Raw genomic sequence first — 25708 nt, 5'->3', positions numbered from 1 at the left:
ATACAACACGTTGTAAATTTAGTCACGTTTGGATTGAAAGGATGAAAAGGATTGAGTCAGGTTAAGTTACAAGATGAATCTTCCGTAAAGAAAGGCCCTATTCTGTTTATCATGATTCTGGGAGCCTTCCTTGCAACGTTGAATCAAACGATCATGAGTGTCGCTACACCGGAACTGATGGGTGATTTTAACATCTCCGCCGCAACAGCACAATGGTTAACGACAGGTTACATGCTGGTAAACGGGGTGCTGATTCCCATTACAGCCTACTTCATGCAACGCTTTTCAACCAAGCAATTATTCCAAGCTTCGATGTTCATTTTTCTAATCGGTACCATCGTATCCGCTCTTGCAACCAACTTCGGCACATTGCTGACAGGTCGCATGATTCAGGCAGCAGGTGCTGGGATTATCATGCCACTCTTGATGCACGTTATTTTGACCTTGTTTGCCCCTGAGAAACGAGGGTCAGCTATGGGTATGGTTGGTTTTGCGATCATTTTCGCTCCTGCCATCGGGCCTACCCTTGCCGGTTATATTCTGGAGAACTACTCTTGGCAAACGATGTTTTATGGCATGATTCCATTAACACTTATTGTCATTGCCTTTGCCTTTGTATACCTGAAGAATGTATCCGAACGGGTCAACACCAAGTTCGATACGATCAGCGTGGTGTTGTCCACCATCGGATTCGGCGCATTGCTGTATGGATTCAGCAGAGCAGGAAGTCTGGGATGGTCAAGTGCAGAAGTACTTATCTGTATTGCTGCTGGTCTTGTTGCACTTGCGCTGTTCACTTGGCGTCAGCTCGTTTCGGAAGATCCATTGCTTGATCTGCGGGCTTTCAAGTACAACATGTTCTCCCTGACCACGGTCATTAGTATCGCAATTACCATGATCATGTATGCTGACATGATGTTGCTTCCCTTGTACCTCCAGAATGCACGTGGTTACACTGCACTGGAGTCCGGTTTATTACTCCTTCCGGGTGCCCTTGTTATGGGCTTCCTGATGCCTGTAGCCGGAAAATTGTTTGATCGATTTGGAGCAAAATGGCTCGCTGTTATCGGGATGGTTATCACCATTGTGACCACCATTGGTTTCATCGATTTATCGGATTCAACCAGTTATGGTTACCTGGTGTTAATGTCGACCGGCCGCCGAATTGGTATGGCTTTGCTCATGATGCCGATTCAAACTGCTGGGCTTAACCAACTGCCACCAAGACTGGGTGCACACGGTACAGCCATCTCCAACACCGTCAGACAAGTTGCTGGCGCTGTAGGTACTTCATTGCTCGTGAGTGTCATGACCTCACGTACAACAGCACATATAGAGGATATGATGGCAACTGGTGCAGCCAATGGCCTCAGTCAACAACAGTTGGCTACCGAGTCCATGATTCAAGGTATCAATGATGCGTATGTTGTTATCATCGGTATCGCTGTCGTGGGATTGGTTCTTTCCTTCTTTATTAAACGCACCAAACAAGCCAAAGAGGAAGAAGTCAAACAAGTTGTCAGACAAAAGGTTTCGATGAATTCAAATTAAGTTATCCAGCCTCATACTTGCATAACAAAGCGGCAGACCAAGACGTTCACGTCTGATCTGCCGCTTTTTAGGTTGTCCAATGATGAAACTCATTCCCTTAGCCGACAATCTTCACTGGCAGATGGGTCAGTGACTGTCCCGGAGCTGAAGCGGCCAGATTATCCTCCAGATCAAAAGACTCCACGGGTTCAATCCGAGCAATCTTCTCTACAAATGCAGTCAAGACAATACTTAATTCCATTCGCGCCAGCGGAGCACCCAGACAAAAGTGTGGACCATTACCAAAGGTAAGATGTCTTTTATTATTATGACGATGAATGTTTAACTCAAACGGGTTTTCAAACATCTGCTCATCCATATTGGCTGCACTCATCCAGGAAATGACAACATCCCCTTTTTTCAAGTCCACTCCAAGCAGTTGGTTATCCTGCTTCACTGTTCGATGCCGCTTGGCATTATGAAACCGATAACGAAGCATTTCTTCCACTGCTAGCGGCACCAATTCAGGATTCTGTCTAAGCTGTTCATACAGACTCGGATCATCGTACAGGAAGGAATAGAACGTATTGGAAACCATATGGCTCGTTGTCTCAATACCAGCTCCAAGTAAAAGCATGGTCGTGCGAACAACCTCATCTTCCGTGAACTTCTCCCCGTCAACTTCAACACTCAACAGATCCGTAATGATATCCTCACCAGGATGGGTCCGTTTATGAACCACTATAGGATAGAGAAATTGATAATACTCTTGAGCTGCCGTCTGTTTTTTCTGTTCACTCTCCTCAGCAGTCTTCGGATTAGTGGGTTGAAACAGAATATCTACCCAGTTCTTAAAGCGATGACTGTCTGTAAGAGGGATACCAAGCAGATCGGCCATAACCATCGAAGGCAGGGGAGCGGCCAGCGCCTGAACCATATCAATGGTCGTATTCGGTTTAATATCAGCTACGAGCTGCTGTGCAATGTTGCGAATTCGTGGCTCCCAGTTTTTCAGACTACGCGGTGTAAAAGCAGCGGATAACAACGAACGACTTTTTTGATGACGGGGCGGATCGATACTTGAAATGTTTAATTTGTCCGGAGGTGTGCCTTCGTTGTTCTTCGCTCCGACCGCAATGGTCGTTCGAGTTCCTTCAGCTGAGAAATACTCATGATTGCTTAGGACCTGCTTCACATCATCGTATCTGAACACATTCCAGGTATCTGTATCTTCGTGATAGTACACAGGATGATCGGACAACATTTTTTGAAACCAGTGAAGTGGAAAAAACTCTTCAGATCTGGTCTGGAACCCTGTGATGTCCTCAACACGTATCACTTCTTTATACATTCGAAAGCCACCTCTCAGAATAGTTTCATTGATTGGTTACATGGATACCTGAATTGACAGTTCTGCACCCACTTCTATTTTATACCACCCGTTCATTTATTGGTATAAACCATTTGAACTAAATCACAAAAACCCCTTAAATAAGGGGTTTTTGTGTATACATATCGTATATTTTATTGTCAGAGTTTCAGAAAACACGAGATATGAGCCGATTAATCGCCCAGTTTCGCCAATGCTTCCTCTAGCTGTTTCAGCTGTGCAGACAGGATTTCAATCAAGTTCTGCGTCTGACTAGCCTTCTCCTTTAAGAATTGCTCGTCCGAACCGACTTTCGATGCATTACCGATTGGTGATGACTTCAATTCCGACATTTCCCGCTCGTATGTTTCTTGTTTCTCCATAGCGATTCGCAGTTCTTCTTTTGTCGTACCAATCTGATGCTCCAGATATATGATGTCGGACGAGTTCGCTCCATCGGATAAACGTTGTGAATAGGTCATGACTCACCTCTTTCCATCTCATCCATTGCTTTGCCAACATTGTACGGCTCAATATCGATATCCAGTTCCATGCCAAGAGCCAATTTGGCCAATTGACTCCCGATAAATGGCCCCATGGTCAAGCCAGAAGCACCCAGGCCATTCGCCGTAATCAGCCCCAGCCACCCCGGCACAGCTCCCATTACGGGCAGAAATCCAGGTGTGAACGGACGGAATCCAACTCGCACTTCCTGGAATGTGCTGTTTGTGAGACCCGGTGCCAGTTCCAGACCTTTATTCAAAACCTCCTGCATACCTCCTGCAGTTACTCTTGTATCATAACCTTCCACATCATTTTCATGAGTGGCCCCAATCACAATCTTCTGTTGATCAAAGGCCAACAGATATTGATCTGACGGGGGCATAATCACAGGCCAGCGGCCTGTATCCGCCTCCTCCGTGACATGCAAATGCATAATCTGTGCCTTTTGATAGTGCACTTTAAAGTGTATGCCGAGAGGCTTCAGCAGTGTATTTGCCCATGCACCTGCACATACAACGACTTCATCTGCGAGAAAGCTATGATCATTAACACTCACACCAATGACCCGATCTGCTTCAAATTGAAGAGTGGCGTCTCCATGGATCACTTTCGCTCCATTACGCTGTGCAGACCGGATTAAGGCATCCCGCAGCGCCCGTCCATCTATACGTGCAGCACCGCTAATATGTACCGATTGATAACGTTCATCCAGCAATGGAAAACGATCACGGGTTCCTTTGGCATCAAGAGGTGTAATCTCACCAATCTCCGGTGCATCTGCTTTTCGAAGCTGTGCCCGTTCTTCCATTTTGTTGATTTTATCCTCATCCGTATGAATGCTGAGCGCGCCCACTTGAGCATATCCGGTTTCCGTTTCTCCTTCTTCCTCAAGCTCCGCTATGATACCAGGATAGAATCGCGCACCAGCCTTGGCGAGCTGATACCAGTCCTGGTTGCGTCGCTGTGACAACCATGGACAGATGATACCGGCTGCTGCATCGGTTGCCTGTCCTATATCTTTTCGATCTATGATGATTACTTCTGCGCCCCGTTTGGCTAATTGATAGGCTGTTGATGCCCCCAGAATACCCGATCCAACTACGATGACTTTCTTCATGTTTGCATCCCTTTCCTTAATCACTCATCCGTTATAGCGTATACTGTTTCGCATTCTGTTGGCAAGGCAAGCGTACTTTCAGGTCCATAAATGGAGACTGATCTGACTGCGGTTCATGCTAGTCCATCCAGATAAAACAGTTGCATCGTTTTTTTGAAAACGTTTTATTATCACTTGCCATTCAATTAAAATTATTCCATTTATGTAATATAATTCATTCTAGGTTTCTTTTAACTCTGTAACCACGCCACTTACGCACATGATCCTTTAACGAAAAGAGGAATAACACGACGATGCCGAAACCTAGCATGGGGAATCCACTGGATACCGATATGCCGCTCATGATTACAGGGCAAAACCAGTTGACCGTTGATGAATTGATGAATTGGAGCGACCATTCACGGGATTACAGCATTGTACAGTGCATCGGAGGAACAGGGCGAATCGCAGCTAAGAATCATGAATTTTCGATCAAAAAAGGGACAGCTCTCATTTTGTTTCCGGAGGTAACATACCGTTACCACAATCTGAGTGATTCATTACGATTTGATTGTCTGTCTTTCAATGGCTATTTATTACCACGATTCTTGCATACCTTGCAGATCGGGGAGCTGCGCGCCTTCAAGCCGGATGGAATGCTTCATATCCTGTTGCATGAAATTACGTTGGCGCTGCAGTCCCGGCACAAGGATCAGATCTGGCACGTATCCGCATTACTGTACATGCTTTTGGTCAGATTAACCATTGAAGGTGAACGCTATAGTGCTTACGAACGTTCCAATGCCCGATTACGGTTGGATGAACTCATTACTTTTATCAAACAAAATTATCATCAGGATCTCTCTCTCCCCATGTTGGCTGAGCAGATGGACGTGACCGAACAACACCTGAATCGGATATTTAAAAAAGAATTCCAAATGACTCCATTGGAGTATTTGATGCGATATCGGTTGTTGAAAGCCAAGGAAATGCTTATTGAAAATGATGCAACTACGGCTCATGAAATAGCGCATGCCGTTGGATTTAACAGTGCCAGTTACTTTGGATCGGTGTTCAAAAAATACGAAGGGATCTCCCCGATCGAGCTACGCAAGCAATATCTGGATTAGAGAACCTCCATATCAATCTCGGCCAGCGAGGATAACCGCAGTTCATGCATGGCGAATTCCAGACTACACGTTACCTCGTTAGGCACGATGATGCAACGAATACCTGCGGCGTTGGCTGCCTTGAGTCCGTTAGGAGAGTCTTCGAACACAATCGCTTCCGAAGCCTCGATTCCCAGACTCTGGAGAGCAAGAAGGTACAGTTCAGGATCAGGTTTCACTCGCTTCACATCTTCTGATGTATGAACGACCTTGAAATAATCAAAAATGCCTAATTTCTTCAAGTAACCATGAACCCAGTCCCGTGTGGAGCTGGAAGCAACGGCAAGCTGAATCCCCTTTTCCCTCGCAGACTGAAGCAACTCATTCACCCCTGGAAGAATAGCCGCCTGTCCCAAATAAGCTTCGTATTTCTGTTCTGAGAGCAGTTTGATATGCTCATGATCAATTTTTCTTTGAAGCGCCTGCTCCAGATACAAAAAAGGATGAAATTCCTCAAAGGATGTTCCCACATTTTTCGACCATAGGTCCAGACCAAGTTCAACACCATGCTCTTCATAGATATCGCGAAACGCATAATACCACGGCGTCTCTGTATCCACAATGAGTCCATCAAAATCAAATATGAAAGCTTTTACCATGAACCTGTTCTCCCTCCAATGATCGGCCGGGGGAGCGGATTAGAAGCGTGCAGTCAAGTCCGGACGAGTAACATTGACAGACAAAAAGTGACATGTACAGCCCGTTCCAGTCAGCGATTGTGCAACTAATCCAGCTCGAAGTTCCCCTTGTGTCGGCATGCCGAAATATCGAATTAGTTTCCACTCTTCCCCATCAGGAGAATAAAAGAATGATATGCAGTCCTCTACTTTGCGTATACGCAGATAGGGATTAGATACAGAGACTTCAACCGAATTACAATCATCGGATGAACCATCACGTGTGACCACCGACACGATGGTAGGTGCTTTTCCATCATACTCAAAACAAATTTTGCACCAATTGAGATCATCCGCCATGACCATCAGGCATCCGGAATCATATTGATTTTTCATATCTACGGTTAACTGGGTTGTGATTTCGAAGTCACTAGGTACAGGCATGGACAGGAAGGGTGCAGTTGCACGAATATGCTTGCCCGCAGGGTCCTGGAAAAAGTCAGTATCCGCTTTCGCTTCCACCACCACACCTCCCTGATCCGTGTAGGACCAGCTCTCGGGCTCGTTCATCCAGCTCCACTGATTCCGCGCTTCTGTTGTCATTATGTTCGTCATTCCGTATCCTCCCAAGTGAAGTTAATTTTTAGTTTTTTCTGTACTACATATTCGATTTACATACAGAAAACCCCTTCTTCTACATATTTTTGTAAGGTTTCAGCACTTGGGAGTGCTTTTGTGGATCAGGCAGGAAGAACATGATGATCATGAGTACGATGTATAGACCAAGAATGACACTGAACAACAGCGTTGGATTGTGATGGTAGAGCAAGCCCGTCAGGTAACCCGATGGAATAGCTGTTAACGTCATAACCGTCTGCACAGCCGAGAACATGTCAGCTTTTTCATGCGTCCCCAATCGGTTCATCAGCAGGGAATCTCGATACGTCTGCAAAATGAAGTTACCCGCAGCGAGCACGATTAGCGTGAGAAACAACATGCCTATATTCCCCACCGGAATCAACAGAAAGAGAATGGCCCCGGCCGTACTAAGCACAATGGAAAAACCAACATACTTCTCTTCCGAACGCCGTTTCAGTCGCGGAATAATGACCAGATAGAGCAGCATGACAGTGACCGCAGTCACCACTGGGATAAACGAAATGACACGGTCATCGAATTTCAACTGTTCCTTGAAGAAAATGACCTGAAAGAAATTCAGCTGCAAAATCAGATTCGACAACACCGTAATCAGAATAATCGGGAACAGTCTTCGTTTATAGAACGATTTGCCGAACAGGCGCAGACTGGCTCCCAAGCTCTGAAGCACGCGGGTTTTACTATGCAATCCCATAAGCTCCTTACCAACCTCGGTCTCATCCGTGTATCGATTACGAATGAAAAACATGGCCGTCATGAGGATGCCCCCGACAAAGTAAATGCTGGCCAGTGTAGGTACAATTCCAAAATCAGCTATAACAACTCCTGCAATTGGCGTAAGTACCCCGGCTCCTGTAATAATCATGTTGAGAATAGCAAATACCTTGGATCGTTTGTGTTCCTCAACATCCTCTATGATCAGACAGTTAAAGGCAACCGTTACAAACTTCGATGTTGCGTTCAGCAAGTAGGCGATCAGAAACAGCCAGAAGTTCTGGGAGAAAGCCCAGATGAACATGGGAACACTCCAGGCAAGCAGGTCGAAGATCAGCGTTGTTCGTTTACGCCCCAGCTTATTGGTAATGGAACCCGCAAACAATTGAAAGATAAAAGCAAAATAAAGATTCACCGAATTGATTAAACCGATTTCGATATCCGAAAGTCCGGCTTCCTTCATATATAAAGGAGCGTAGAAGAGAACGATCGTGCCCGGAATGGCCCATACCGGTTCGAGTAAAATGGAGTAGCGTGGATTCTTCGGCAAATCTTGAAGCAATTTCAATCGATATCCCTTCCTTCTGCGGTTTTCACCGCTGCGAATTCCAACTTCTCGCAGCGGCAAACCCGCTAATGTCTACATGCCTATAGTACCTCTTATAGGATAAGAGCTGTTTTGACCGAGTTCATCGGCAATTTCTCTCCAGTATGCATGTCATAACCAATCGTTCCATTAAAGGCCCGTTCATAATCACTCAGCAGTTCTTTGGCTGTCACCATTTGTTCCAGCTCCGGGATGCTTTGGGCAAATTTCAGTGCCGTGCTGATCATCGAGTGGTTAGCAACTGCACCGATGATACTGATGCCATCATTAATCACGGCTGTTGATTTGAAAGTCACCTCATAGCTGTCGTCATATCCCATCGGAATAATCTTTCCACCTTTGGCAATCATCTCAAATCCCACATGAAGCTGGTTACCAACCGCGTCCACCACAATATCAAACTTCTTGTTATTATTGATCTCGTATACTTGATCCAGTGTCAGATCCTGAGGATAGAACACATGATCTGCGATCCCTGAAGCGAACTCTTTGCGATATGGATCAACTTCCGTGCCTACAGTAAGCCTTGCCAACCTTTTACTCACAAGCTGACACAGGGAACCGATTGCCCCCGAACCGAGGACCAGCACAGCGTCGCTTGGCTTAGTCCCTGCTTTCATGAACGTCTGAAGCACACATCCCAGTGGTTCGATCATCATGGCCGTTTCCCAGCTCATGGAATCCGGGATGGCATAGATATACTTTTCGTCCCCAACAAAATATTCAGCAAAGGTTCCATGTGTCGTCATCCCTACTTGATAGTCATCAAAATTCTCGCAGTAGATGAACAGACCTTCACGGCAATAGGAGCAGGTTCCGCAAGATTGCGTGGGATCAACCAATACCCGATCGCCAATCTTGAAACCGCGAACTTCTTCACCCACCTCAACAACGGTGCCCACACCCTCATGACCGATAATCGTGCCTTTATTGGCAGGTACTTTGCCTTTGACAATGTTCAGATCTGTACCACAGATACCTGAACCATAGATTTTGATTTTCACCTGGTTTGGCTTTTGAATAGTTGGCTCCTCAATCTCCTGATAAGTCACCTGTTTGAGATCCTGATATACGAGTGCTTTCATTGAATATTCCTCCTAGTTGATTGTAATTTCTAATTTATGGATTAGACTTCAAACGTTTTCGATAATTGCATCGAATGGAGATGTTCCTGCTTCTGAATCTCTTTCCAGTCTGACAGGGTCTGTAACAGTGCTTCCTCAACCCACAGCAATTCTTCCCGTGTATGGGCATCCGAGAAAATAAAGTAACCTTTGGTGAAAATGCCGAAGTGAGCCATTCTCTTCACCATGAACTCGCGGAAAGGGTCCGTTTGAAAGTTATCCTCGGCCAAGGATTGAATGCAGAAGCTCGCATACGTTCCCTTCACTTCCAATTGATCCGTTAATCCAAGTAACACAAGTTCAGATGCCAGACGATCCATAATCCGGGTTGCCGGATCACGCCAGGTCGGCCATACTTTCGCATTTTTCATTAATCGTTCACAGGCAATGGCTGCCGCGAGCGCTGTTGTTTCGCTGGAATGGGCATTGCTGAATCGGACTTGTCCCGACAGAGACATCAAGTGCTCAGGCCCCAAAACCGCTGCGAGCGGTAAACCGTTTGCCATACCTTTGGAGATACAGATCAGATCAGGCCAGATGTCATATTCTCCTGCTGTAGCCTGTTTGCCCATTCGAATACCGGAAGTAACCTCATCGAATATGATAATGATGTCCAGAGACCGGCATAGGTTCACGACTTCCTCCAGTGCGTCCCTTTTCCACTCGTTGGGACATAAAACAATACATGCGATATCCTCGGGAGATGAGGTAATCTGGGCCTCAATTCGTTCTGCAGTAGGTTTGTTGACCCAGATTGTCGAACGCTCGATATCTACTGGGATGCCCCGTTCTTTCGTCTGGCCACCATAATAACCGTATGCGGACCAATCATGCCACCCATGATAAGCCGTCGCAATAACCTTGCTCTTACCACTTGCGGCACGAGCAAGTCGTACGGCCCCACTCACTGCATCCGCACCACTCTTGGTGAAGCGCAGCGACGGATAACGACCCTCGAACCGCTCCAAAATTAACTCGGCGCATTCAAGCTCGATGTCGGCCGGTACCGAAAAGCTTGTCCCTTTTTTCAGCTGGTGAATGACGGTTAGTTGGACTTCATGCCTCGCATGGCCCCAAGACGCCGTACCCATGGCCATTTCGCAATCCAGCCATTCATTACCGTCGATATCTGTAAATCGGGATTTGTAGGCCTCTGCACAGCATACGGGTGTATGCCCCGGAAATAAACGTTCAGGTGCTTTGGCTAAAGTGCTGCATCCGCTCGGAATTACCTTTTCGACTTGCTCCAACCACTCCAGATTACGGGTAAATCTTACGGCACGATCGAGCGTGCTCTCTTTTTCTTTCACCTTAAGTACCTCCCTGTTTATTTTCGTTGTGCGTGAATTACCGTACTTTGGTTCCAGGCCAGCATCCATCGTAGATGCGATCCATCGTAATTACATTGCCATACAGATCAATGATCAGATCCTTGGCTCGATGAGCATGTCTCATCTCTATCCAGTAGCGGTTTTCTAATAAACGGGCGAAATTGTCCACCAAGAACAGTAACCGATTCTCACTATGAATAAGTTCCTTACCCAGTACCTGTGGCAGCCAGATGGCCCCGTTGGAATTGAAGCGATTGGAATAGTCACGTACCTCGGTTACATTGGCAAAGTCAGCTTCCTCCAACTTGGTCCAGAATGTATCCGCATCACTGCGAACCTCGGCAAGGTCAATGCCAACAATCGGCAGATGCTGGTATTCAGCTTGACTCTCTAGCTGCGCTTTCAGATGACTGAAAACGAAAGGCCACACATCAGCCTCGATTTGACCGCCCCACTTTTTCCAGAAGCGTGCCAGATTGTTCTTGCGGTTGAAGTTCCGGTGAATGCCGCTGCTGCGTTCCCAGTGATAGGCTTGAATATTCGGATTAATGACTGTATCGTATCCGGCAGCTCGTGCCCGCATCTGATAATCAAAGTCCTCGTACCCGTTAAAGAATTTCTCATCGAGGTTGCCGATGGTCTCGTAGACCTCCCGCTTCATGCCGAACATGGCAAACACCACCAGTTGAACAGAGAAGGTTTCTTTCGGGATATCATCAGGGGATGCGTTCAGGAACAGGTGTCGACCGATGGTGTCTGCAAAAGCAATCCCGCAGTGCTGTACACCTCCGGTTTGTGGATACAACAGAACGCCTCCAATCATGCCGATTGTAATATCGCTGTCCAGTGTCTCTTTCATCATCGGTTGCCAGTTCGGCTCTAGAATCGTGTCAGAATCCAGGAAGAAAATGTACTCTCCCTTGGCAAGACTCAGTGCGCTATTAATCGACACGGCGCAACCGAGTGGAAAATCATGCTGAAGAATCTCGATGGTCACACCTTCTTTTACTTCTTGCTTCAGTTTATCCAGATGTTGAAAGACTGCTGAGCCCGAACCGTCGTTGATGAAAATAATCTGAGTGGATGGGCTTACCGTCCGAAGCAACGAATCTGTGAACAGGTTCAAAATGTTATAGTCCTGGTTGACTGGCACAATAATGGTGTAAAGCATGGAATCCCTCCTGATTTGGGTTGATGGAATGAGTACTTGAGCTGATTCTGAACTGGATAATTGCAGGTCGTTCTGTCTGTCCCCCTCGCCTGAATATTTTGTCTTTATTTGGTAATGATTTGAATCTACTAGAAATTTATATCATTTTTTGTAAACTTGAAATCTTAAATTCTGAACCCTGTTAATATTTGAATATTAGTAAAAATCAAGTCCATGATGTCTGTACACTGGGAAAAGCTGTTGCAAACGCAAAAAAACACCCTCAAGGAGTCTGCATATCTAACGATACGATTGACTGTTTTGAGCGTGTTTTCACTATTAAAATCTAATGTTTTTCCTTCTATTGGCGCTGACCTAGTGCTGCTTAAACCCATGATAAAACGTGTCTACTACAAGCGCAGGAGCTGCTTTTCTCGCGATATGACCACTTACAACCTGCTGCCATGTCAGGAACATGATGGAGTACAGCACATCGACAATCCAGGTTTTATCAAGATCGGAGCGGAAATAACCTTTCTGCTGTAACAGACCGACCGCATGCAGTACCGGTTCTCTCAGCTTCAGATCTGCTCCCTCAATCTCTGGATTATAGTTAATGGTGGTGTCATGAGCCAGGAAATATATTTTGTCGCCTAATGGAATCAGCGCCTCGATCAGCTCAGGTATGTACTTTTCACAGTGCTCTTCATCCAGTTGAATTTGTTGCATGGTCTCACTGACCACCTCGATTGCCCGTAATCCCAGATGAACCATGAGTTGTTCGCGACTTTCCACATATCGATGTAATGTAGCGATCCCGATTTTTGCAGATTCGGCAATTTCATTCATGGAAGCATTCGGTTTTTCAATCAATAATTTGGTGGCCTCGTCCAAAATGGAATTGAGCCTGGTTTGTTTGATTGTGGTCATTTCCTTTTTCATTGGTATTACACCTCTTAGCGAGTATAGTTCAACAATTGATCTATTTATCCATCATATGATTGGATTAGACTATAAAATTATAGCATACATTCTCACCATATCGAAGTCTGAACGTTACACGCTACCTGCTATACTCTTGCTGTACATATAAAGCTTAAAAGCCGCCATTCGGCGGCTTTTAGCATCGTTACCTTTTAACGCAGTCTGTTGCTGTTGCTCATAGTTCAATAATTTTTGTTGCAATATTGGTACAAAATTCACGATCATGCTCTACAAAAAGCAGGGTCGGTGTATATTCCAGCAACAGGTCTTCGATCTGCATACGTGAGATGACATCTACAAAGTTCAGTGGTTCATCCCAAATGTGCAGATGAGCCCTCTCACTCAGACTTTTGGCAATGAGCACTTTCTTTTTTTGACCTGCACTAAACGTTGAGATATCTTTGTCCAATTGCAGTCTGGAAAAATCCAACTTTCGAAGTATCGATTTAAACAGGCTCTCATCTATCCCCTGTATCGCCGCGTACTCAGCTAATTGGCCTTCGAGATCGGACGTGTCCTGCGACACATACGAGATTTTAAGCTGATGATCCTTACGCAAAAGACCTGTGTAAGCAATATCTTCACCACAGATCAGTTTAAGAATGCTGGATTTGCCAGATCCATTTTTACCGTAAAGGGCAATACGATCTCCTTTTTCAACCGTCATACTGACATCCTTGCACACCGTATTGGCCCCGTACGATATCGACAAGTGTTCCAATTCGACAAGTTCATTCTTGTGAAAATCCAGCTGATGGATCTGCAGACGTTCTGCACTCTCGATATTTTTGAGAAGTTTAGACTTATCTTGAATCGCAGACTGCTGCCTTTGTTCGATATTTTTGGACCGTTTCATCATTTTGGCAGCCTTGTGCCCAATATATCCTTTATCCACTTTGGATCCGGAGTTTCTTGTACCATTTTTGGTCTTCTCGACTTCATGCGACCATCCACCGGTTCGTTTGGCAGAATCGGATAAACGCTTGATATCTTTTATTAATTTCTCATTACTCGCAAGTTCGAACTGATCTTGCCTTCTTTTATTTTCCCACCAAGCGGAGAAATTGCCTTTCTGAATCTCAATGTTGCTCTTATTGATGGAAAGGATATGGTCTACACTTTGATCCAGGAAGGATCGATCATGAGACACCAAAATAAATCCACTCTTGCTGCGGAGATAATCACCTACGATTTGTCTCGCATGAAGATCTAGATGATTGGTTGGTTCATCAATGAGCAGAAACCGATTGTCCTTCAGAAACAAGGCAGCCAGCATCACCTTTGTTTGTTCTCCATTGGATAACGTGTCGAAAGGCCGATACAATACATCTTCCGACACCTTCAACAGGTTAAACTCGCGCACAACTTGCCAGTGCAGATATTCAGGATGAATCTCGCCGATGACATCGATTGTCATGGCTTCCTTATTCTCTACCTGGAAAGGAAAGTATTCAAAGCTAACATTCGCAGAGATATGTCCGCTGTATTCATATTTACCGAGCAACAGATTGAGGAATGTCGTTTTGCCTCTGCCGTTCCTGCCGGTAAAACCCAATTTCCAATCGGAGTCTAACTGAAAACTAACATTTTCAAATATATTATCGTAACTGCCATCATAGGCAAAGGTCAGGTTGGTAACGTTAATTAAAGACATGCTGATCATCCTTTTTATGTGAAATATAAAAGTAAACTGACGGGATTTCACCATTGAACCTGGCATGGATTCCCTCACTTTAATATTTGAACATAATCAGAATTTAGATTCGCTTATACGATAAAGAAACCTGGCGATATAACCTTCAGCGCCAAGTAGATCTATGCATAGGAGGATAAAGTGTCGGATTCTGATTAGCTATATTGTGAACCATGCCATTGTTCAAGTTCGTTGACAGGTCCACATAAACATCTACAACCTCTAATTCTGTCATCACTTTATCACCCTTTCGAAGCTTAAAATTTAATACAGAAAACTTAACATGGAACAACAACACGGGTCAAGGCGAGAAAGCAGATAGAGCCTCATCGCACAACCAACTTGATTAATATAAGTATCCTAAGAAATCTAGTTCTCCTTCTTCCCATAGTCGACTTCCAACCTCTTTAATCATTAACCCCTCCACCTTTTCAGTCCCTACTCCAACTGTGGTTAAGGTTTCATGATTAATTTTCAACCACGTACATGTGTTGCTTACCGTTTTGAATCCATTTTTGCGATACAATTCCTCATGATCCGCAAATAAAAGGACAAAATCAACACGCTCTTTAGCCATCCTCTCCACTTCGGAAATTAACAATGAAGCGATTCCTTGAGAGCGAGCAGCTGGAGAAACACACAAATCGATGATCCCCATCACTCTGATCGGTGTTCCATTTAAATTCATCATCCTGTAATCCAGTCCCACTTGCCCAACGAGTTGGTTATCTGGGGTAAATGCCAATACCCTACTCTGTGGTATCTGCTTAAAGAACAATCTGTCTTTCGGATAAACCTCTGGAAAGCTTGCAACAAGTAATTCCTGAAGAAGAGTTGACCATTCTTCACTTAGTTCCACATCATATGTTTTAATTAATTTCAAAAAAAATATCCTCCTAAACCAAGTGATTCTGTCTTTTACTTTCTTTATAAGTCCAAAGACAATAACAGCAACAATAATAATTAATGTGACGGTCATGATAAACTTCATTTAGTTGAAACTTATGTTAACTACTTCTTGTTTATATCTATTATTCCCTCCTATTTTCTTAAATGTGAAAGCTTTATAGTCAAAAAGCCGCCTTAACGGCGGCTTCATGCTGCATATGTTCAACTCAATCTACTTTCGCACCATACGAGCGCACAAACAGAACGGCTTGTTCACGATCCAATCGTACCCCTTTGATATCCAGTGATTTCAGATCGATACCTTCCAGATTAGCCCCTCTTAGATCGGCCCCTTGCAGCTTGGCTCTGCTTAATACGGCTCTGGTAAGATCACAGTCTCTCAAATCCGCTTTGGTGAAATCCGTGTCCGTAAAGTCAGCTTCAAAGAAACGAATTCCTCGCAAGTCCTGTTTGCCTAATCGGGTATGTCTCAGATTCGTATAAGACCAATCGCCGTGACTTAGTGTAATGCCATCCATTTGCGCACCCGAAAAGTCCGATCCGGTCATCTTGCAAGAACTGAATTTGGAAGCAAATAGATTCGCACCACCAAATAAGCAATTTTCAAAAGCCGATTCTGTATGAATTGATCCATTCATGGAAGCCCCTTTGAAGTCACACTCAATGAAACGGCAATTACTTGTTTCGATTTCTTCCATAGAAGCGTTCATAAATGTACATTGTTTAAAAACACAACTTATAAGTTCTCCATAGCGCAGATCACGCCCCTCAAAATGTACTGCCTCATATTCCTGGTCCTTATATTGATACACTGGTTACACCCCGCATTATATATTTCTCCGTCTGTCTTCATTAAAAGAACTTTTTATACTATACCACACCCCTGTCAAGTACCTGCTTAAACACCACTGAAAGTCAAGTATCTTTTTTTGTAAAATGATCTTAAAACTACAAAAGGAACGCAATAAGCGTCCCTCCATCCCACACCATCGAATATTCCAATGTGTGCTTAAGTATATGAATCTGCCATTTCTTTATCTATTCGTATTAGAGAAACACTATACCAGTATTTTGGACATTCGGTACAGGGAAAGCGAAGGTTTGTTGATTTCCCCCACTCTCTGGTATCCCAGACGTTCATACAGTTTAATAGCTAGTAGATTTTCTCTTTTAACTGTAAGTGAAGACTTGGAGAAACCTTGTATTACAGCTTGCTCCTCTGCAAATTGAATGAGCTGTGTCCCTACACCAAGTCCTCTGCTCTCAGGCAAGGTAGCCAATGTCCCGATGTGGGATTCGTCGTTCTTCGCCTCTTTTAATGTCACCATGGAATAGAACTCTTTCCAATGCTGAAGATTATACTTAATCAGGCTCCAGTTCCGAAGTTCAAACAATTGGGTGAACGTTGGCAAAGCGAGCTTGTTCATTAGAGTGGTCGGATAACACATGATCATGCCCAGCGTTTTGTTCTGCATCTTGGCTTCATAAGCGTATTCGTGACTGAATCGGTTTCGTTTCGAACGCCATAACTTGTTGAAGGTTTTTTCTATAATGCTTGTATCTTTGGTACCCGCAAGCGAATAGGCCATATATTCAAGTGCCATCTGATTCAGTTGCCCGCCGACCAAGGACTGTGGACTGGCTTTTATTATAGAAATCTTATTCATCGCTGTCACTCCTCCAGGTAGTTGAAATTGGACTACATCCTCACATCAGGTTGATTGAAGGATATGCCCTCAACGATGACGTTCACGGTTTCAATGGTCAGACCAGTCAGTTGTTCTACATGCACTCTCACATTGTTTTGCAATTCCCTGCAGACTTCATGTACTTTTGTTCCATAACGAACCACAACCTTTAAGTTAATCTCCAGTCTGGATTCTATATTGCGGATTGCTATGCCATTTTGCAGACTTTTCCCACTCCACTTTTTGGTGATCCCTTCTACAAATCCTGTCGACATGGAGGAAATCTCACTGGTCGTATTTGCAATCTTGCCGACAATTTTGGAGATCACATCATCCGATATTTGAATTTTCCCCAGAACATTTTGAATGGACATCCCATGTCCTCCTTTTCACATCCATCATTTTTGATAGATAATAATATCATTTAATATAAATATAAATCATACAGAGTTCGATTTCAACTTTTTGAATTCAGTCGTCCACATTTCTAACTGTACATACCAAAAAAGCCGCGATCACGGCGGCTTCTGTTGGTCATACTATGGGAATTTCAATTGAATAAGGACAGGAATGCGGGAGGATGACCCGGTGTCTGTTCTCCCTTCCTCTGCTGCCTCGGTTTCTTCTACGTGCACGATCCATTGCCTGCCAATTAACGATTGCAGTAATTCAATCTCATGTTCAGTCAGATGAACATGCTTCAATGACAGATCGTCTTGAACATAATCCCGATCCACCTTACGGTCAAACCGGAAATCGAGCAATCTCTTCAATGCGTTAATATGCAAAAACTTGAACTCATAACCTTGACGTATCGCCATCTCCCAGTCGTCTCCGATATCAGCTGCTGTCTGTAGTCTTTCATCAAAATCCATCGCGGGTTCTTTAACCAGAGGCAGCAACCGGGAAAAGTCACGACGTTGCAACCATTCAATCATGTTCTCCTTGGTTGCACCACTTGTCAGTACATTCTCTACAAGAAGCCCTACAGGAATGGACAACTGAGTTCGACTCATTTCTCGCCCTCCTCATTCCCGAGATACTGATTGAACCAGGCATTCACCTGTTCGAAGCTATCGATCCGCAGTGATGGTTTACCGCTTTTGAGCAAACTGTGATTGGAGCCCGGATAACGGATCAGCTTGGTCTTTTTGCCATATCGTTTTAACGTCGTATATAATTCTTCCGCTTGCGCAATCGGTGTCCGATAGTCCTGTTCCCCGTGCATGATCAGAAGCGGCGTCTCAATATGGTGTGCATGGGCAAGAGGTGAGCGAGACCATAGGAATTCAGCGTTTTCCGCCGGATTACCTCCAATGACTCCCTCCACATAGGAAATACCAATATCGCTCGTTCCGTACATGGATAACCAGTTAGAGATACATCGCTGGGTTACAGCAGCCTTGAAACGGTCCGTATGTGCTACGATCCAGTTCGTCATTACACCGCCATAACTGCCACCTGCGACACCCAGACGTGATGCATCAAGGAAATCATACGTAGCCAATGCATAATCAATAGCTTCCATCAGATCCCGGTAATCGCCTCCGGCGAAGTCACCACGGCAAGCTCTGGCAAACTCCTGACCGTATCCCATACTTCCGCGAGGATTGATCCACAGCACAGCGTAACCTTGCGCAACAAGTGTCTGCATCTCATGACTGTATGTTCCCGTATACATCGCATGAGGTCCACCATGAATTTGAAGTATGAGTGGTAGCTTCCCATGGTTGCCACGTATTGCCGGAGTAGCTAACCAACCTTGAATCGGCCATCCATCGGAAGACTTAAACTCTACACGCACAGGCGCATTTACAACTAAACCCGCCATGAATTCATCATTTCGCCGGGTGAGCCTGAACATCTCACCACTATCCATATTCACGCGATATAACTCTCCAGGATGTTCATCAGTCAACGCAGCGATAACGAGCGACGTACCATCTGGCGTTAAGGTATACTGATACACATCCTTTTCACGAGTGCCCGTCACCGATTGACAAACTCCATCTTCTTGAATGCGATACACGTCCACATTCCCGTAATGCGTTCCGAGTACATATACACCACGTTCCGGATGATGGATATCCGAGACAGGAGAAGGTGATGCACCTGCTGACTTCATATCTCCCAGTGCTGCGTTACCAATCTGCATATCTAACTGTGGTGCAATTATCCTGGGTTCCCCCCGTTGAACAGGGACAGCGTATAAGTTGTTGTGGCTCCCGCTCCCATACTCACGATCACTGGCGATCAAGATCAGCTGCTGCCCGTCCGGTGAATAGGAAAACTGGCTAATTGCCAGACTGGAATCCGTCACTTTGAAGAGCTTATTCTCTCCCAATTGAATGCTGTATACATCTGTAAAGTACAACAGATCCGCATCAAGTTCCTCATCCTCCACTTGCTTGGATATGAAGGAAAGATACTGGCTATCTGGCGACCATGCCGGAGCGCTGATATTCCACAGCCCGGAAGTTACCTGCGTGATCTCCCCGCTGGCGATCTCATATACAAACAAATGGGTGTATTGACCATCCCACCATCCAGCCCCTTCTGCCTTGGGCGTTGTACGCTCAAAAACCTTACCTCGCAGCGCAGGTGCGGACTGCTGTTGGGGATCAGCTGTCTTCTGTTGATCCTCCGGTTGCACTTTGCTGGTAAACGCAATGTAATGCCCGTTCGGCGACCAGATATAATTCAATATCTTACGTGCGGGAGAGATCAGCATGACAGACTCTTTTTTATCCGAATCGAGCACCCATAATCCTTTACCTCCATCCACAGAGCGAATGAAGGTGAGCTGTGTGCCATCCGGCGACCAAGCAGGCGAAGAATCCTTCGTACCATCTGAAAGTGCAATATCTTCATCACCATCGAGCGAAATCCCTCTTATTTGCGTGTTATATTCGTTTTTATCCTGATCAATGGTTTGTTCCACATAAGCCACTTGTCCGTTCGGGCTGACAACAGGCTGACTTATCCAACGATAGTGAAGCAGATCCTCCGGCATAATTGGTCTTTGATTCATAATGATGGCTCCCTTCTCCGTTTATTTTTGGGTTGTCTCCGTACGTGGATCAAGCACATCACGCAGCCAATCTCCAAGGAAAATAACACCGAGTACGGTAAAAGTAATGGCTAGTCCCGGGAATGTAGCGACCCACCAGCTTGTTGCAACATATTGTCTGCCATCACTGAGCATACCTCCCCAGGATACATCAGGTGGTTTGATGCCCAGACCCAGGAAACTGAGTGAAGCTTCCATAATAATCGTCGTGCCCACATTCATCCCACAGATCACGATAAAGGACGAGAGGATATTCGGCAGAATATGTTTCACAATCAGTCTTCCGTTCTTCGCACCGATCGATCTGGCCGCATGAACAAAATCCCGCTCCTTGATACTAAGGACCTCACTTCTGACCACACGGGTGAATGGAACCCAATTTGTCACCCCGATGACAAAGATTAGCGTTGTAATACCCGGACCAACAATCGCCATCACAACGAGCATAAATAGAATGGTTGGGATCGCCATAAAAGCATCACCTACACGCATGATGATGGCATCCAGCCATTTCCCGTAGAATCCGGATACCAACCCCAAAATGGCGCCAATGATGCCTGATACAATCACGGCACCCATCCCCACGATTAAGGAAACCCGGGCACCATATACAATTCGGCTCCACATGTCTCTGCCCAGATTGTCGGTCCCCAGCCAGTATTCGGCCGTTCCACCCTCAAGCCATGCAGGCGGTTTAAGGCGATTGAGCGGATTCACTGCCGCTGGATCATGACTCGTCAATAGAGGTGCACCTATGGCGATTAACACCACCAACAATACAAGCACAGCACCAAACATTCCGGTCTTGCTGATGATCAGTTGTTGCCAGATATAACGAAATCCCGTTGGTGCACGCCCATTGTCCTGTCCCTGTTCTGTACCCGGAATTGGCATTTCATTGCTGCCTGTCATATGATTGCACCTCCTTCTAGTCGTATTTGATGCGCGGATCAAGCAGCCTGTAGGCCACATCCGTCAAGATGTTGATTACCACAACGATAAAAGCAATGACAAACACCGCGGCCTGTACAATCGCCATATCATGTGTGTTGACTGCAACGACCAGCAATTGACCCAGTCCAGGCCAGGAGAATACCGTTTCCGTAATCAAGGTTCCCCCGATCAGACTTGTAAACTGCAAACTCATGATCGTCACCACAGGAATCAATCCATTCCGAAACGCATGTTTCACAATGACGACAATCCGACCCAGTCCTTTGCTCCGGGCTGTTCGAATATAGTCCTGATTCAGAATCTCTAACATACTTGAGCGAATCAGCCGGGTCATCTGCGCAGCCAGTCCAACGCCAAGCGTGAATGCCGGCAAGATCAGATGTGACAATCCTCCGCGACCGGATACCGGCAATACACCCAACATGACGGAGAACAAGAGGATGAGCATGATCCCCATCCAGAAGTTTGGCATGGCCTTACCAATGACGGATATTCCAGAAATGATGAGATCGGTAAACGTATTGCGTTTGACAGCTGAAATGACACCAAGTGGCACAGCCATAAGTACAGCAAAAAACATGGCGGCTACTGCCAGTTCAAAGCTGGCAGGCAATCTCTCCAGCACTAGTTCTAATGCAGGCTGATTGTAGCGAAAAGACTGACCAAAGTCTCCCTGGATCGCACTTCCCAGAAACTTCACGTACTGCGTATATAAAGGCTGGTCCAAACCAAGTGCCTGCGTCAAGACAGCACGATCTTCAGCGGTAGCCGTTTCAGGCAACATTAGCGCAACCGGATCACCGGTGACTCGAACCAAAATGAACACAATTAATGAAACAATGAACAGCACCGGAATGATCTGCAGTAATGACTTAAGTACGTATTTGCCCATTCCTTGTTCACCTCCCTTGTTAAGAAAAAGAACGGCAGGAACATGGTTATCCAGTCCCTGCCGTTCACGGCCTTATCTTTTCAATGACCGGTATAATGCTCGATGTTACTGTGTAACAGGTGTAATCTCGTCAGCATAGAACATCTCGTCACTGCGCGGCGCGAAGTTCACTTTGGCGTTTGTTCCGTACACACCTTCCATTTGGTACAGATATACGGCTGGGCGTTCTTCGGAGAAGATCTGCTGTACTTGCTGATACTCTTTCTCACGAGCCGCTGGGTCCATATTCACCAATGCAGATTGAAGCAGTTTTTCTACTTCAGGATTGTTGTAATCCGACTCGCCTTTGGCTTCTTCCAACATATAACGATTGTAGTTATTCGAAGCATCGAACAAGGAGTTACCAATACCGATCATGAAGATTTCTTTGAATGATTTGGAGCTGTAACGTTCACTGAAAGCACTTGCTTCCAGGACATCCAGATTGATTTTGAATCCGGCTTGTTCCAGCATCGCTGCAACAACTTCAGCTTGTTCTTTGTATTGTGCAGAAACGGAGATGGTCATCTCAGCTTCACCTTCTGCATAGCCAGCTTCTTGCAGCAATTGTTTTGCTTTTTCCAGGTCATAGAGTGACGTTTTGTACAATGAAGGATCAGCACCGAAGTTGCCCGGCGTTACGGATGTGCGGGTTACAATACCTGCCCCGCCGGCAATGCTGTCCACGATTCCTTGTTTGTCAATCGCCAGGTCAATCGCTTCACGCACTTTTGGATCAGCCGTGATGCTGCCTTCCGTCTGACGGAAGATCAACTGAAGCACACGCTGGATTGGTGCTTTGACAATCTTCTTGTCTTCTTCACCTTCGATCCGGGCAATGTCAGTGGACGGAATGGAAGACGCGACATCTACACCACCAGCGAGCAATTCGGATACACGTGTGGAGGCTTCAGGAATAACGCGGAATACCACTTCATTCCATTTGGGTTCACCGTCGAAGTAGTTCTCGTTTTTCACCAATTCGACACGATCGTCTTTGGCCCATTTACTGAACTTGTAAGGACCTGTGCCTACCGGCTGTTTCAGGAAAGCATCAAATCCTTTATCCGCAATATATTTTGCCGGCAGAATACCAGCTCCCATTTTGGACAAACGATTCAGCAAGAGCGGATCTGGACCATCCGTGATGATGTCTACGGTATAGTCATCCACCGCTTTAACTTCTACGATATTTTTGAAATAACTGTTTTGTTTCAGTGTCTCATCCTTGGCTACGCGCTCCAGCGTGTATTTTACATCTGCTGAAGTGAAAGGATCGCCATTGTGGAAGGTTACGCCTTCACGCAGCTTGAATCTCCATGTTGTATCATCAACCTGATCCCATGATGTCGCGAGTCCCGCCACTTTTTTCTGTTCACTGTCATTTTTGATCAGATAATCAAAAACGTTCACCAGAACCGCTTCACTGGAAGTGTTGTTGTTGTTGTGCGGATCGAAACTCTCAATATCTGTTGCCGCAGCAATGGTCAGTGTTGTACTTGGACTTCCACTGTCCGTTCCTCCTGTTGCGGTATTATCATTCGTGCTTGTCGTTTTACCTCCACAAGCGCTGAGTACCATTACGATTGCCAGTAACGTAATCCACAAGCCTGTCCATTGTCTTTTTTTCATTGTCATTGCTCCCCCTCAGAAGTTGTATTCCTTGCCAAAAATTCAAGAGCTACTGCTGACAACATGCCCACACCATATGGCATCGCTGTCTCATCGAGATCAAACATGGGATGGTGGAGTGGATAACGAGTACGTTCCTCATCATTACCAGATCCTAGTCTGAAAAACACACCCGGAATCTGCTCACAATAAAAAGCGAAATCCTCGCCCCCTGTAGAGGGTTTGATATAGTTCCATCCCTTCTGCGCATTAACCTGATCACAGGTCTCTGTCAGCAGATCAACCATGCCAAGATCATTCACAACAACAGGGTATCCATCTCCATAGACAACTTCGCATCCTGCTCCGAAAGAATCACAGACCCCTTTAACAACCTGCTCGATCAAAGCTGGCATCTGTTCACGAATGGCAGGTGAGAGTGTACGAACCGTACCAATCATCTCCACTTCCGGGGCGATGGCTGTTCCCATATAACCTCCGGTAATTTTGCCAATGGTGATTACAGCGGGTTCAAGCGGATCTACCATCCGACTGACGATATTTTGCAAGGCGGTGATAACCTGTGCAGATACCGCAATCGCGTCAATGCCCTCATGCGGACGAGCTGCATGTCCACCCTTGCCAAACACCTTGATAACCAATGGATCAGCTGATGCAAATGCAACGCCCTGACTTACGCCCAAGGTTCCCGTGTCCTGTCCTGGGGTCATGTGTAACCCTGCAATGGCATCAACCTTCGGGTTCTCCAGAACACCGTCTTGGATCATGGCTCTTGCTCCTGCAAGTCCTTCTTCCGCTGGCTGGAAAATGAATTTGATGTTGCCTGATTTCGGTCTCCCAAGTCCAGTAAGTAGTTGAGCTGCTCCCATCAGGATGGAGGTGTGAGCGTCATGTCCACACAGATGCGCTTTGCCTTCCACTTGCGAGCGGTACTCCACTGCTTTCTGATCTTGGATTGGCAGAGCATCCATGTCTGCTCGCAAGGCAAAGGTTGGTCCGTCGGTCTCTCCGCGAAGCAGGCCTGTAACCCCGGTCTGTCCCACATTACGTGTAACTTCCAGACCCAGGCTCTCCAGATGTTCAGCTACGATAGCGGAAGTACGATGCTCCTCGTAACCGATTTCCGGATGGCGATGTAAATCTCTGCGCCAAGCAGTTAACTGGGCTTGTAGTGGCTGAGCCAGCTGTATTAGTTCTGAACGATTCATTCGCTGTCATTCCCTTCATTTTCATCCGATTCAGAAACCAAACGGGCATAGATTGCATCCGCCGAGAATTCGATATGTTTTTTCATCATCTCTCGGGACTTGAATTGGTCATGTGCCTTCAGTGCTTCAAGAATCTCCATATGTACACCATGGTTGACCGTACGTATCCGGTCATCATAAGGCATCAAGTCGAGCGCCGGATTAATTTTGGTCCGAATCTGTCTGACAGCCTTCTCGCAATAGGGATTCCCGGAAGCTTTGGCGATGGTCAGATGAAATTTCACATCCAGCGCTCTGAACCATTCCCTTGTACAGTCTGGCTCTATACTTTGCTCCATATAGCTCTCCAGAAGCTCCAGTTCGCCTGCGGTGATCCGCTCAGCAGCGAGAAAAGCTCCCTCCGGCTCGATGATGGTTCGATATTCAAACACCTTGAGCATCTGTGCCCAATCCCGTTTAATCTCTTCTCTGGTCCGTTTATGCGAATTGGCTGTCAGAGGCAATACAAATGTTCCACCTTTGGCACCCACCCTTTTCTCAATCAAACCTTTCTCTTCCAGTGAAGAGAGTGCCTCACGAACGGTAATGCGACTTACATTAAAAATCTCTGCCAGATCTCGCTCGGCTGGAAGCTGTTCTTCACTCATTAATTCCTTCAGAATAATGGCTTCTTCCAGTTGTTCTCTAATGAACTCACTAACCTTTTTGGTAGATACTTTCTCAAAACGAAATGAAAACGTACTGGACATCTAAACACTCCGATCTGTATAT

The 25708-nt window shown here is 45.7% G+C and carries 24 protein-coding genes; 2 read left to right on the top strand and 22 right to left on the bottom strand.

Translation table 11 applies throughout. The annotated features are described in order from the left end of the window. The first annotated feature begins 111 nt into the window (after nt 1-111). Nucleotides 112-1551 (top strand): DHA2 family efflux MFS transporter permease subunit, encoded by a 1440-nt coding sequence (locus MKZ12_RS14100; RefSeq protein ID WP_339261412.1) that lies wholly within the window; start codon nt 112-114, stop codon nt 1549-1551. A gap of 97 nt (nt 1552-1648) precedes the next feature. On the opposite strand, the gene MKZ12_RS14095 is transcribed toward MKZ12_RS14100, so the two are convergent. From MKZ12_RS14095 to MKZ12_RS14085, 3 genes are all read right to left on the bottom strand, one after another. After that, nucleotides 1649-2881, bottom strand: a complete 1233-nt coding sequence (locus MKZ12_RS14095; RefSeq protein WP_339261005.1) for a cytochrome P450 — start codon at nt 2879-2881, stop codon at nt 1649-1651. 212 nt (nt 2882-3093) lie between these two features. Next, nucleotides 3094-3381, bottom strand: coding sequence for a hypothetical protein (locus MKZ12_RS14090; protein WP_339261003.1), 288 nt, complete (start codon nt 3379-3381; stop codon nt 3094-3096). Further along, nucleotides 3378-4520 (bottom strand): FAD-binding oxidoreductase, encoded by a 1143-nt coding sequence (locus tag MKZ12_RS14085; RefSeq protein WP_339261001.1) that lies wholly within the window; start codon nt 4518-4520, stop codon nt 3378-3380. The genes MKZ12_RS14090 and MKZ12_RS14085 overlap by 4 nt, the downstream gene beginning before the upstream one ends. Before the next feature lie 293 nt (nt 4521-4813). Between MKZ12_RS14085 and MKZ12_RS14080 the strand changes: the two genes are divergently transcribed. Continuing rightward, nucleotides 4814-5629, top strand: a complete 816-nt coding sequence (locus MKZ12_RS14080; protein WP_339242443.1) for an AraC family transcriptional regulator — start codon at nt 4814-4816, stop codon at nt 5627-5629. Here MKZ12_RS14080 and MKZ12_RS14075 read toward each other — a convergent pair. The 19 genes from MKZ12_RS14075 to MKZ12_RS13985 form a co-directional block, all read right to left on the bottom strand. Further along, nucleotides 5626-6267 (bottom strand): HAD family hydrolase, encoded by a 642-nt coding sequence (locus tag MKZ12_RS14075; protein WP_339260999.1) that lies wholly within the window; start codon nt 6265-6267, stop codon nt 5626-5628. The genes MKZ12_RS14080 and MKZ12_RS14075 overlap by 4 nt on opposite strands. A 39-nt stretch (nt 6268-6306) precedes the next feature. Further along, nucleotides 6307-6900 carry a DUF1349 domain-containing protein gene (locus tag MKZ12_RS14070; protein ID WP_339260997.1) on the bottom strand — a complete coding sequence of 198 codons (594 nt, stop codon included), beginning with the start codon at nt 6898-6900 and terminating at the stop codon, nt 6307-6309. Between the two features lie 79 nt (nt 6901-6979). Continuing rightward, entirely contained in the window at nt 6980-8224 is a 1245-nt protein-coding gene (locus MKZ12_RS14065) for an MFS transporter (RefSeq protein WP_339242437.1), read from the bottom strand. Between the two features lie 92 nt (nt 8225-8316). Further along, nucleotides 8317-9348, bottom strand: a complete 1032-nt coding sequence (locus MKZ12_RS14060; protein WP_339242435.1) for an alcohol dehydrogenase catalytic domain-containing protein — start codon at nt 9346-9348, stop codon at nt 8317-8319. Between the two features lie 41 nt (nt 9349-9389). Further along, nucleotides 9390-10697 (bottom strand): aminotransferase class III-fold pyridoxal phosphate-dependent enzyme, encoded by a 1308-nt coding sequence (locus tag MKZ12_RS14055; RefSeq protein ID WP_339260995.1) that lies wholly within the window; start codon nt 10695-10697, stop codon nt 9390-9392. Between the two features lie 37 nt (nt 10698-10734). Next, the gene (locus MKZ12_RS14050; protein WP_339242431.1) at nt 10735-11889 is read right to left on the bottom strand and encodes a glycosyltransferase; all 1155 of its coding nucleotides are present in this window, start codon (nt 11887-11889) and stop codon (nt 10735-10737) included. A gap of 354 nt (nt 11890-12243) precedes the next feature. Then, nucleotides 12244-12810, bottom strand: coding sequence for a helix-turn-helix domain-containing protein (locus MKZ12_RS14045; protein WP_339242429.1), 567 nt, complete (start codon nt 12808-12810; stop codon nt 12244-12246). A 217-nt stretch (nt 12811-13027) separates the two neighbouring features. Beyond that, nucleotides 13028-14506: an ABC-F type ribosomal protection protein gene (gene abc-f, locus MKZ12_RS14040; protein ID WP_339260993.1), complete on the bottom strand. Its 1479-nt coding sequence runs from the start codon at nt 14504-14506 to the stop codon at nt 13028-13030. Nucleotides 14507-14891: 385 nt separating this feature from the next. Then, a complete protein-coding gene (locus MKZ12_RS14035) occupies nt 14892-15428 on the bottom strand; it encodes a GNAT family N-acetyltransferase (RefSeq protein WP_339260991.1) in 537 nt (178 codons plus the stop codon). A 232-nt stretch (nt 15429-15660) separates the two neighbouring features. Beyond that, nucleotides 15661-16266 (bottom strand): pentapeptide repeat-containing protein, encoded by a 606-nt coding sequence (locus MKZ12_RS14030; protein ID WP_339242423.1) that lies wholly within the window; start codon nt 16264-16266, stop codon nt 15661-15663. A 246-nt stretch (nt 16267-16512) separates the two neighbouring features. Then, nucleotides 16513-17121 carry an N-acetyltransferase gene (locus MKZ12_RS14025; RefSeq protein ID WP_339260989.1) on the bottom strand — a complete coding sequence of 203 codons (609 nt, stop codon included), beginning with the start codon at nt 17119-17121 and terminating at the stop codon, nt 16513-16515. A gap of 32 nt (nt 17122-17153) precedes the next feature. Continuing rightward, entirely contained in the window at nt 17154-17516 is a 363-nt protein-coding gene (locus MKZ12_RS14020; protein WP_339242420.1) for an Asp23/Gls24 family envelope stress response protein, read from the bottom strand. Nucleotides 17517-17681: 165 nt separating this feature from the next. Further along, nucleotides 17682-18158 carry a hypothetical protein gene (locus MKZ12_RS14015; RefSeq protein ID WP_339260987.1) on the bottom strand — a complete coding sequence of 159 codons (477 nt, stop codon included), beginning with the start codon at nt 18156-18158 and terminating at the stop codon, nt 17682-17684. Then, nucleotides 18155-20173 (bottom strand): S9 family peptidase, encoded by a 2019-nt coding sequence (locus MKZ12_RS14010; RefSeq protein ID WP_339260985.1) that lies wholly within the window; start codon nt 20171-20173, stop codon nt 18155-18157. Before MKZ12_RS14010 ends, MKZ12_RS14015 begins: the two co-directional genes overlap by 4 nt. Nucleotides 20174-20194: 21 nt before the next feature. Next, complete coding sequence (locus tag MKZ12_RS14005; protein WP_339242414.1) at nt 20195-21124, bottom strand: ABC transporter permease; 930 nt, start codon at nt 21122-21124, stop codon at nt 20195-20197. Between the two features lie 16 nt (nt 21125-21140). After that, on the bottom strand, nt 21141-22058 hold the full coding sequence (locus MKZ12_RS14000; RefSeq protein ID WP_339260983.1) for an ABC transporter permease: 918 nt from the start codon (nt 22056-22058) through the stop codon (nt 21141-21143). Between the two features lie 105 nt (nt 22059-22163). After that, on the bottom strand, nt 22164-23729 hold the full coding sequence (locus tag MKZ12_RS13995; protein WP_339260981.1) for an ABC transporter substrate-binding protein: 1566 nt from the start codon (nt 23727-23729) through the stop codon (nt 22164-22166). A gap of 2 nt (nt 23730-23731) precedes the next feature. After that, nucleotides 23732-24937, bottom strand: a complete 1206-nt coding sequence (locus tag MKZ12_RS13990) for a M20 family metallopeptidase (protein ID WP_339260979.1) — start codon at nt 24935-24937, stop codon at nt 23732-23734. Then, nucleotides 24934-25686, bottom strand: a complete 753-nt coding sequence (locus tag MKZ12_RS13985) for an FCD domain-containing protein (protein WP_339242408.1) — start codon at nt 25684-25686, stop codon at nt 24934-24936. Before MKZ12_RS13985 ends, MKZ12_RS13990 begins: the two co-directional genes overlap by 4 nt. Nucleotides 25687-25708: the final 22 nt, after the last annotated feature.

Origin of the sequence: Paenibacillus sp. FSL R5-0713 (assembly GCF_037973325.1) — a bacterium.
Classification (GTDB): domain Bacteria; phylum Bacillota; class Bacilli; order Paenibacillales; family Paenibacillaceae; genus Paenibacillus.
Note: the sequence above shows the minus strand (reverse complement) of the source record. Positions and strands in the feature narration are given on the sequence as shown.

Coding starts and splice junctions, on each gene's coding strand:
- MKZ12_RS14100 (WP_339261412.1), top strand. CDS start 112: ATGATTCTGGGAGCCTTCCTTGCAACGTTGAATCAAACGATCATGAGT.
- MKZ12_RS14095 (WP_339261005.1), bottom strand. CDS start 2,881: ATGTATAAAGAAGTGATACGTGTTGAGGACATCACAGGGTTCCAGACC.
- MKZ12_RS14090 (WP_339261003.1), bottom strand. CDS start 3,381: ATGACCTATTCACAACGTTTATCCGATGGAGCGAACTCGTCCGACATC.
- MKZ12_RS14085 (WP_339261001.1), bottom strand. CDS start 4,520: ATGAAGAAAGTCATCGTAGTTGGATCGGGTATTCTGGGGGCATCAACA.
- MKZ12_RS14080 (WP_339242443.1), top strand. CDS start 4,814: ATGCCGAAACCTAGCATGGGGAATCCACTGGATACCGATATGCCGCTC.
- MKZ12_RS14075 (WP_339260999.1), bottom strand. CDS start 6,267: ATGGTAAAAGCTTTCATATTTGATTTTGATGGACTCATTGTGGATACA.
- MKZ12_RS14070 (WP_339260997.1), bottom strand. CDS start 6,900: ATGACGAACATAATGACAACAGAAGCGCGGAATCAGTGGAGCTGGATG.
- MKZ12_RS14060 (WP_339242435.1), bottom strand. CDS start 9,348: ATGAAAGCACTCGTATATCAGGATCTCAAACAGGTGACTTATCAGGAG.
- MKZ12_RS14050 (WP_339242431.1), bottom strand. CDS start 11,889: ATGCTTTACACCATTATTGTGCCAGTCAACCAGGACTATAACATTTTG.
- MKZ12_RS14045 (WP_339242429.1), bottom strand. CDS start 12,810: ATGAAAAAGGAAATGACCACAATCAAACAAACCAGGCTCAATTCCATT.
- abc-f (WP_339260993.1), bottom strand. CDS start 14,506: ATGTCTTTAATTAACGTTACCAACCTGACCTTTGCCTATGATGGCAGT.
- MKZ12_RS14025 (WP_339260989.1), bottom strand. CDS start 17,121: ATGAATAAGATTTCTATAATAAAAGCCAGTCCACAGTCCTTGGTCGGC.
- MKZ12_RS14020 (WP_339242420.1), bottom strand. CDS start 17,516: ATGTCCATTCAAAATGTTCTGGGGAAAATTCAAATATCGGATGATGTG.
- MKZ12_RS14015 (WP_339260987.1), bottom strand. CDS start 18,158: ATGAGTCGAACTCAGTTGTCCATTCCTGTAGGGCTTCTTGTAGAGAAT.
- MKZ12_RS14010 (WP_339260985.1), bottom strand. CDS start 20,173: ATGAATCAAAGACCAATTATGCCGGAGGATCTGCTTCACTATCGTTGG.
- MKZ12_RS14005 (WP_339242414.1), bottom strand. CDS start 21,124: ATGACAGGCAGCAATGAAATGCCAATTCCGGGTACAGAACAGGGACAG.
- MKZ12_RS14000 (WP_339260983.1), bottom strand. CDS start 22,058: ATGGGCAAATACGTACTTAAGTCATTACTGCAGATCATTCCGGTGCTG.
- MKZ12_RS13995 (WP_339260981.1), bottom strand. CDS start 23,729: ATGAAAAAAAGACAATGGACAGGCTTGTGGATTACGTTACTGGCAATC.
- MKZ12_RS13990 (WP_339260979.1), bottom strand. CDS start 24,937: ATGAATCGTTCAGAACTAATACAGCTGGCTCAGCCACTACAAGCCCAG.
- MKZ12_RS13985 (WP_339242408.1), bottom strand. CDS start 25,686: ATGTCCAGTACGTTTTCATTTCGTTTTGAGAAAGTATCTACCAAAAAG.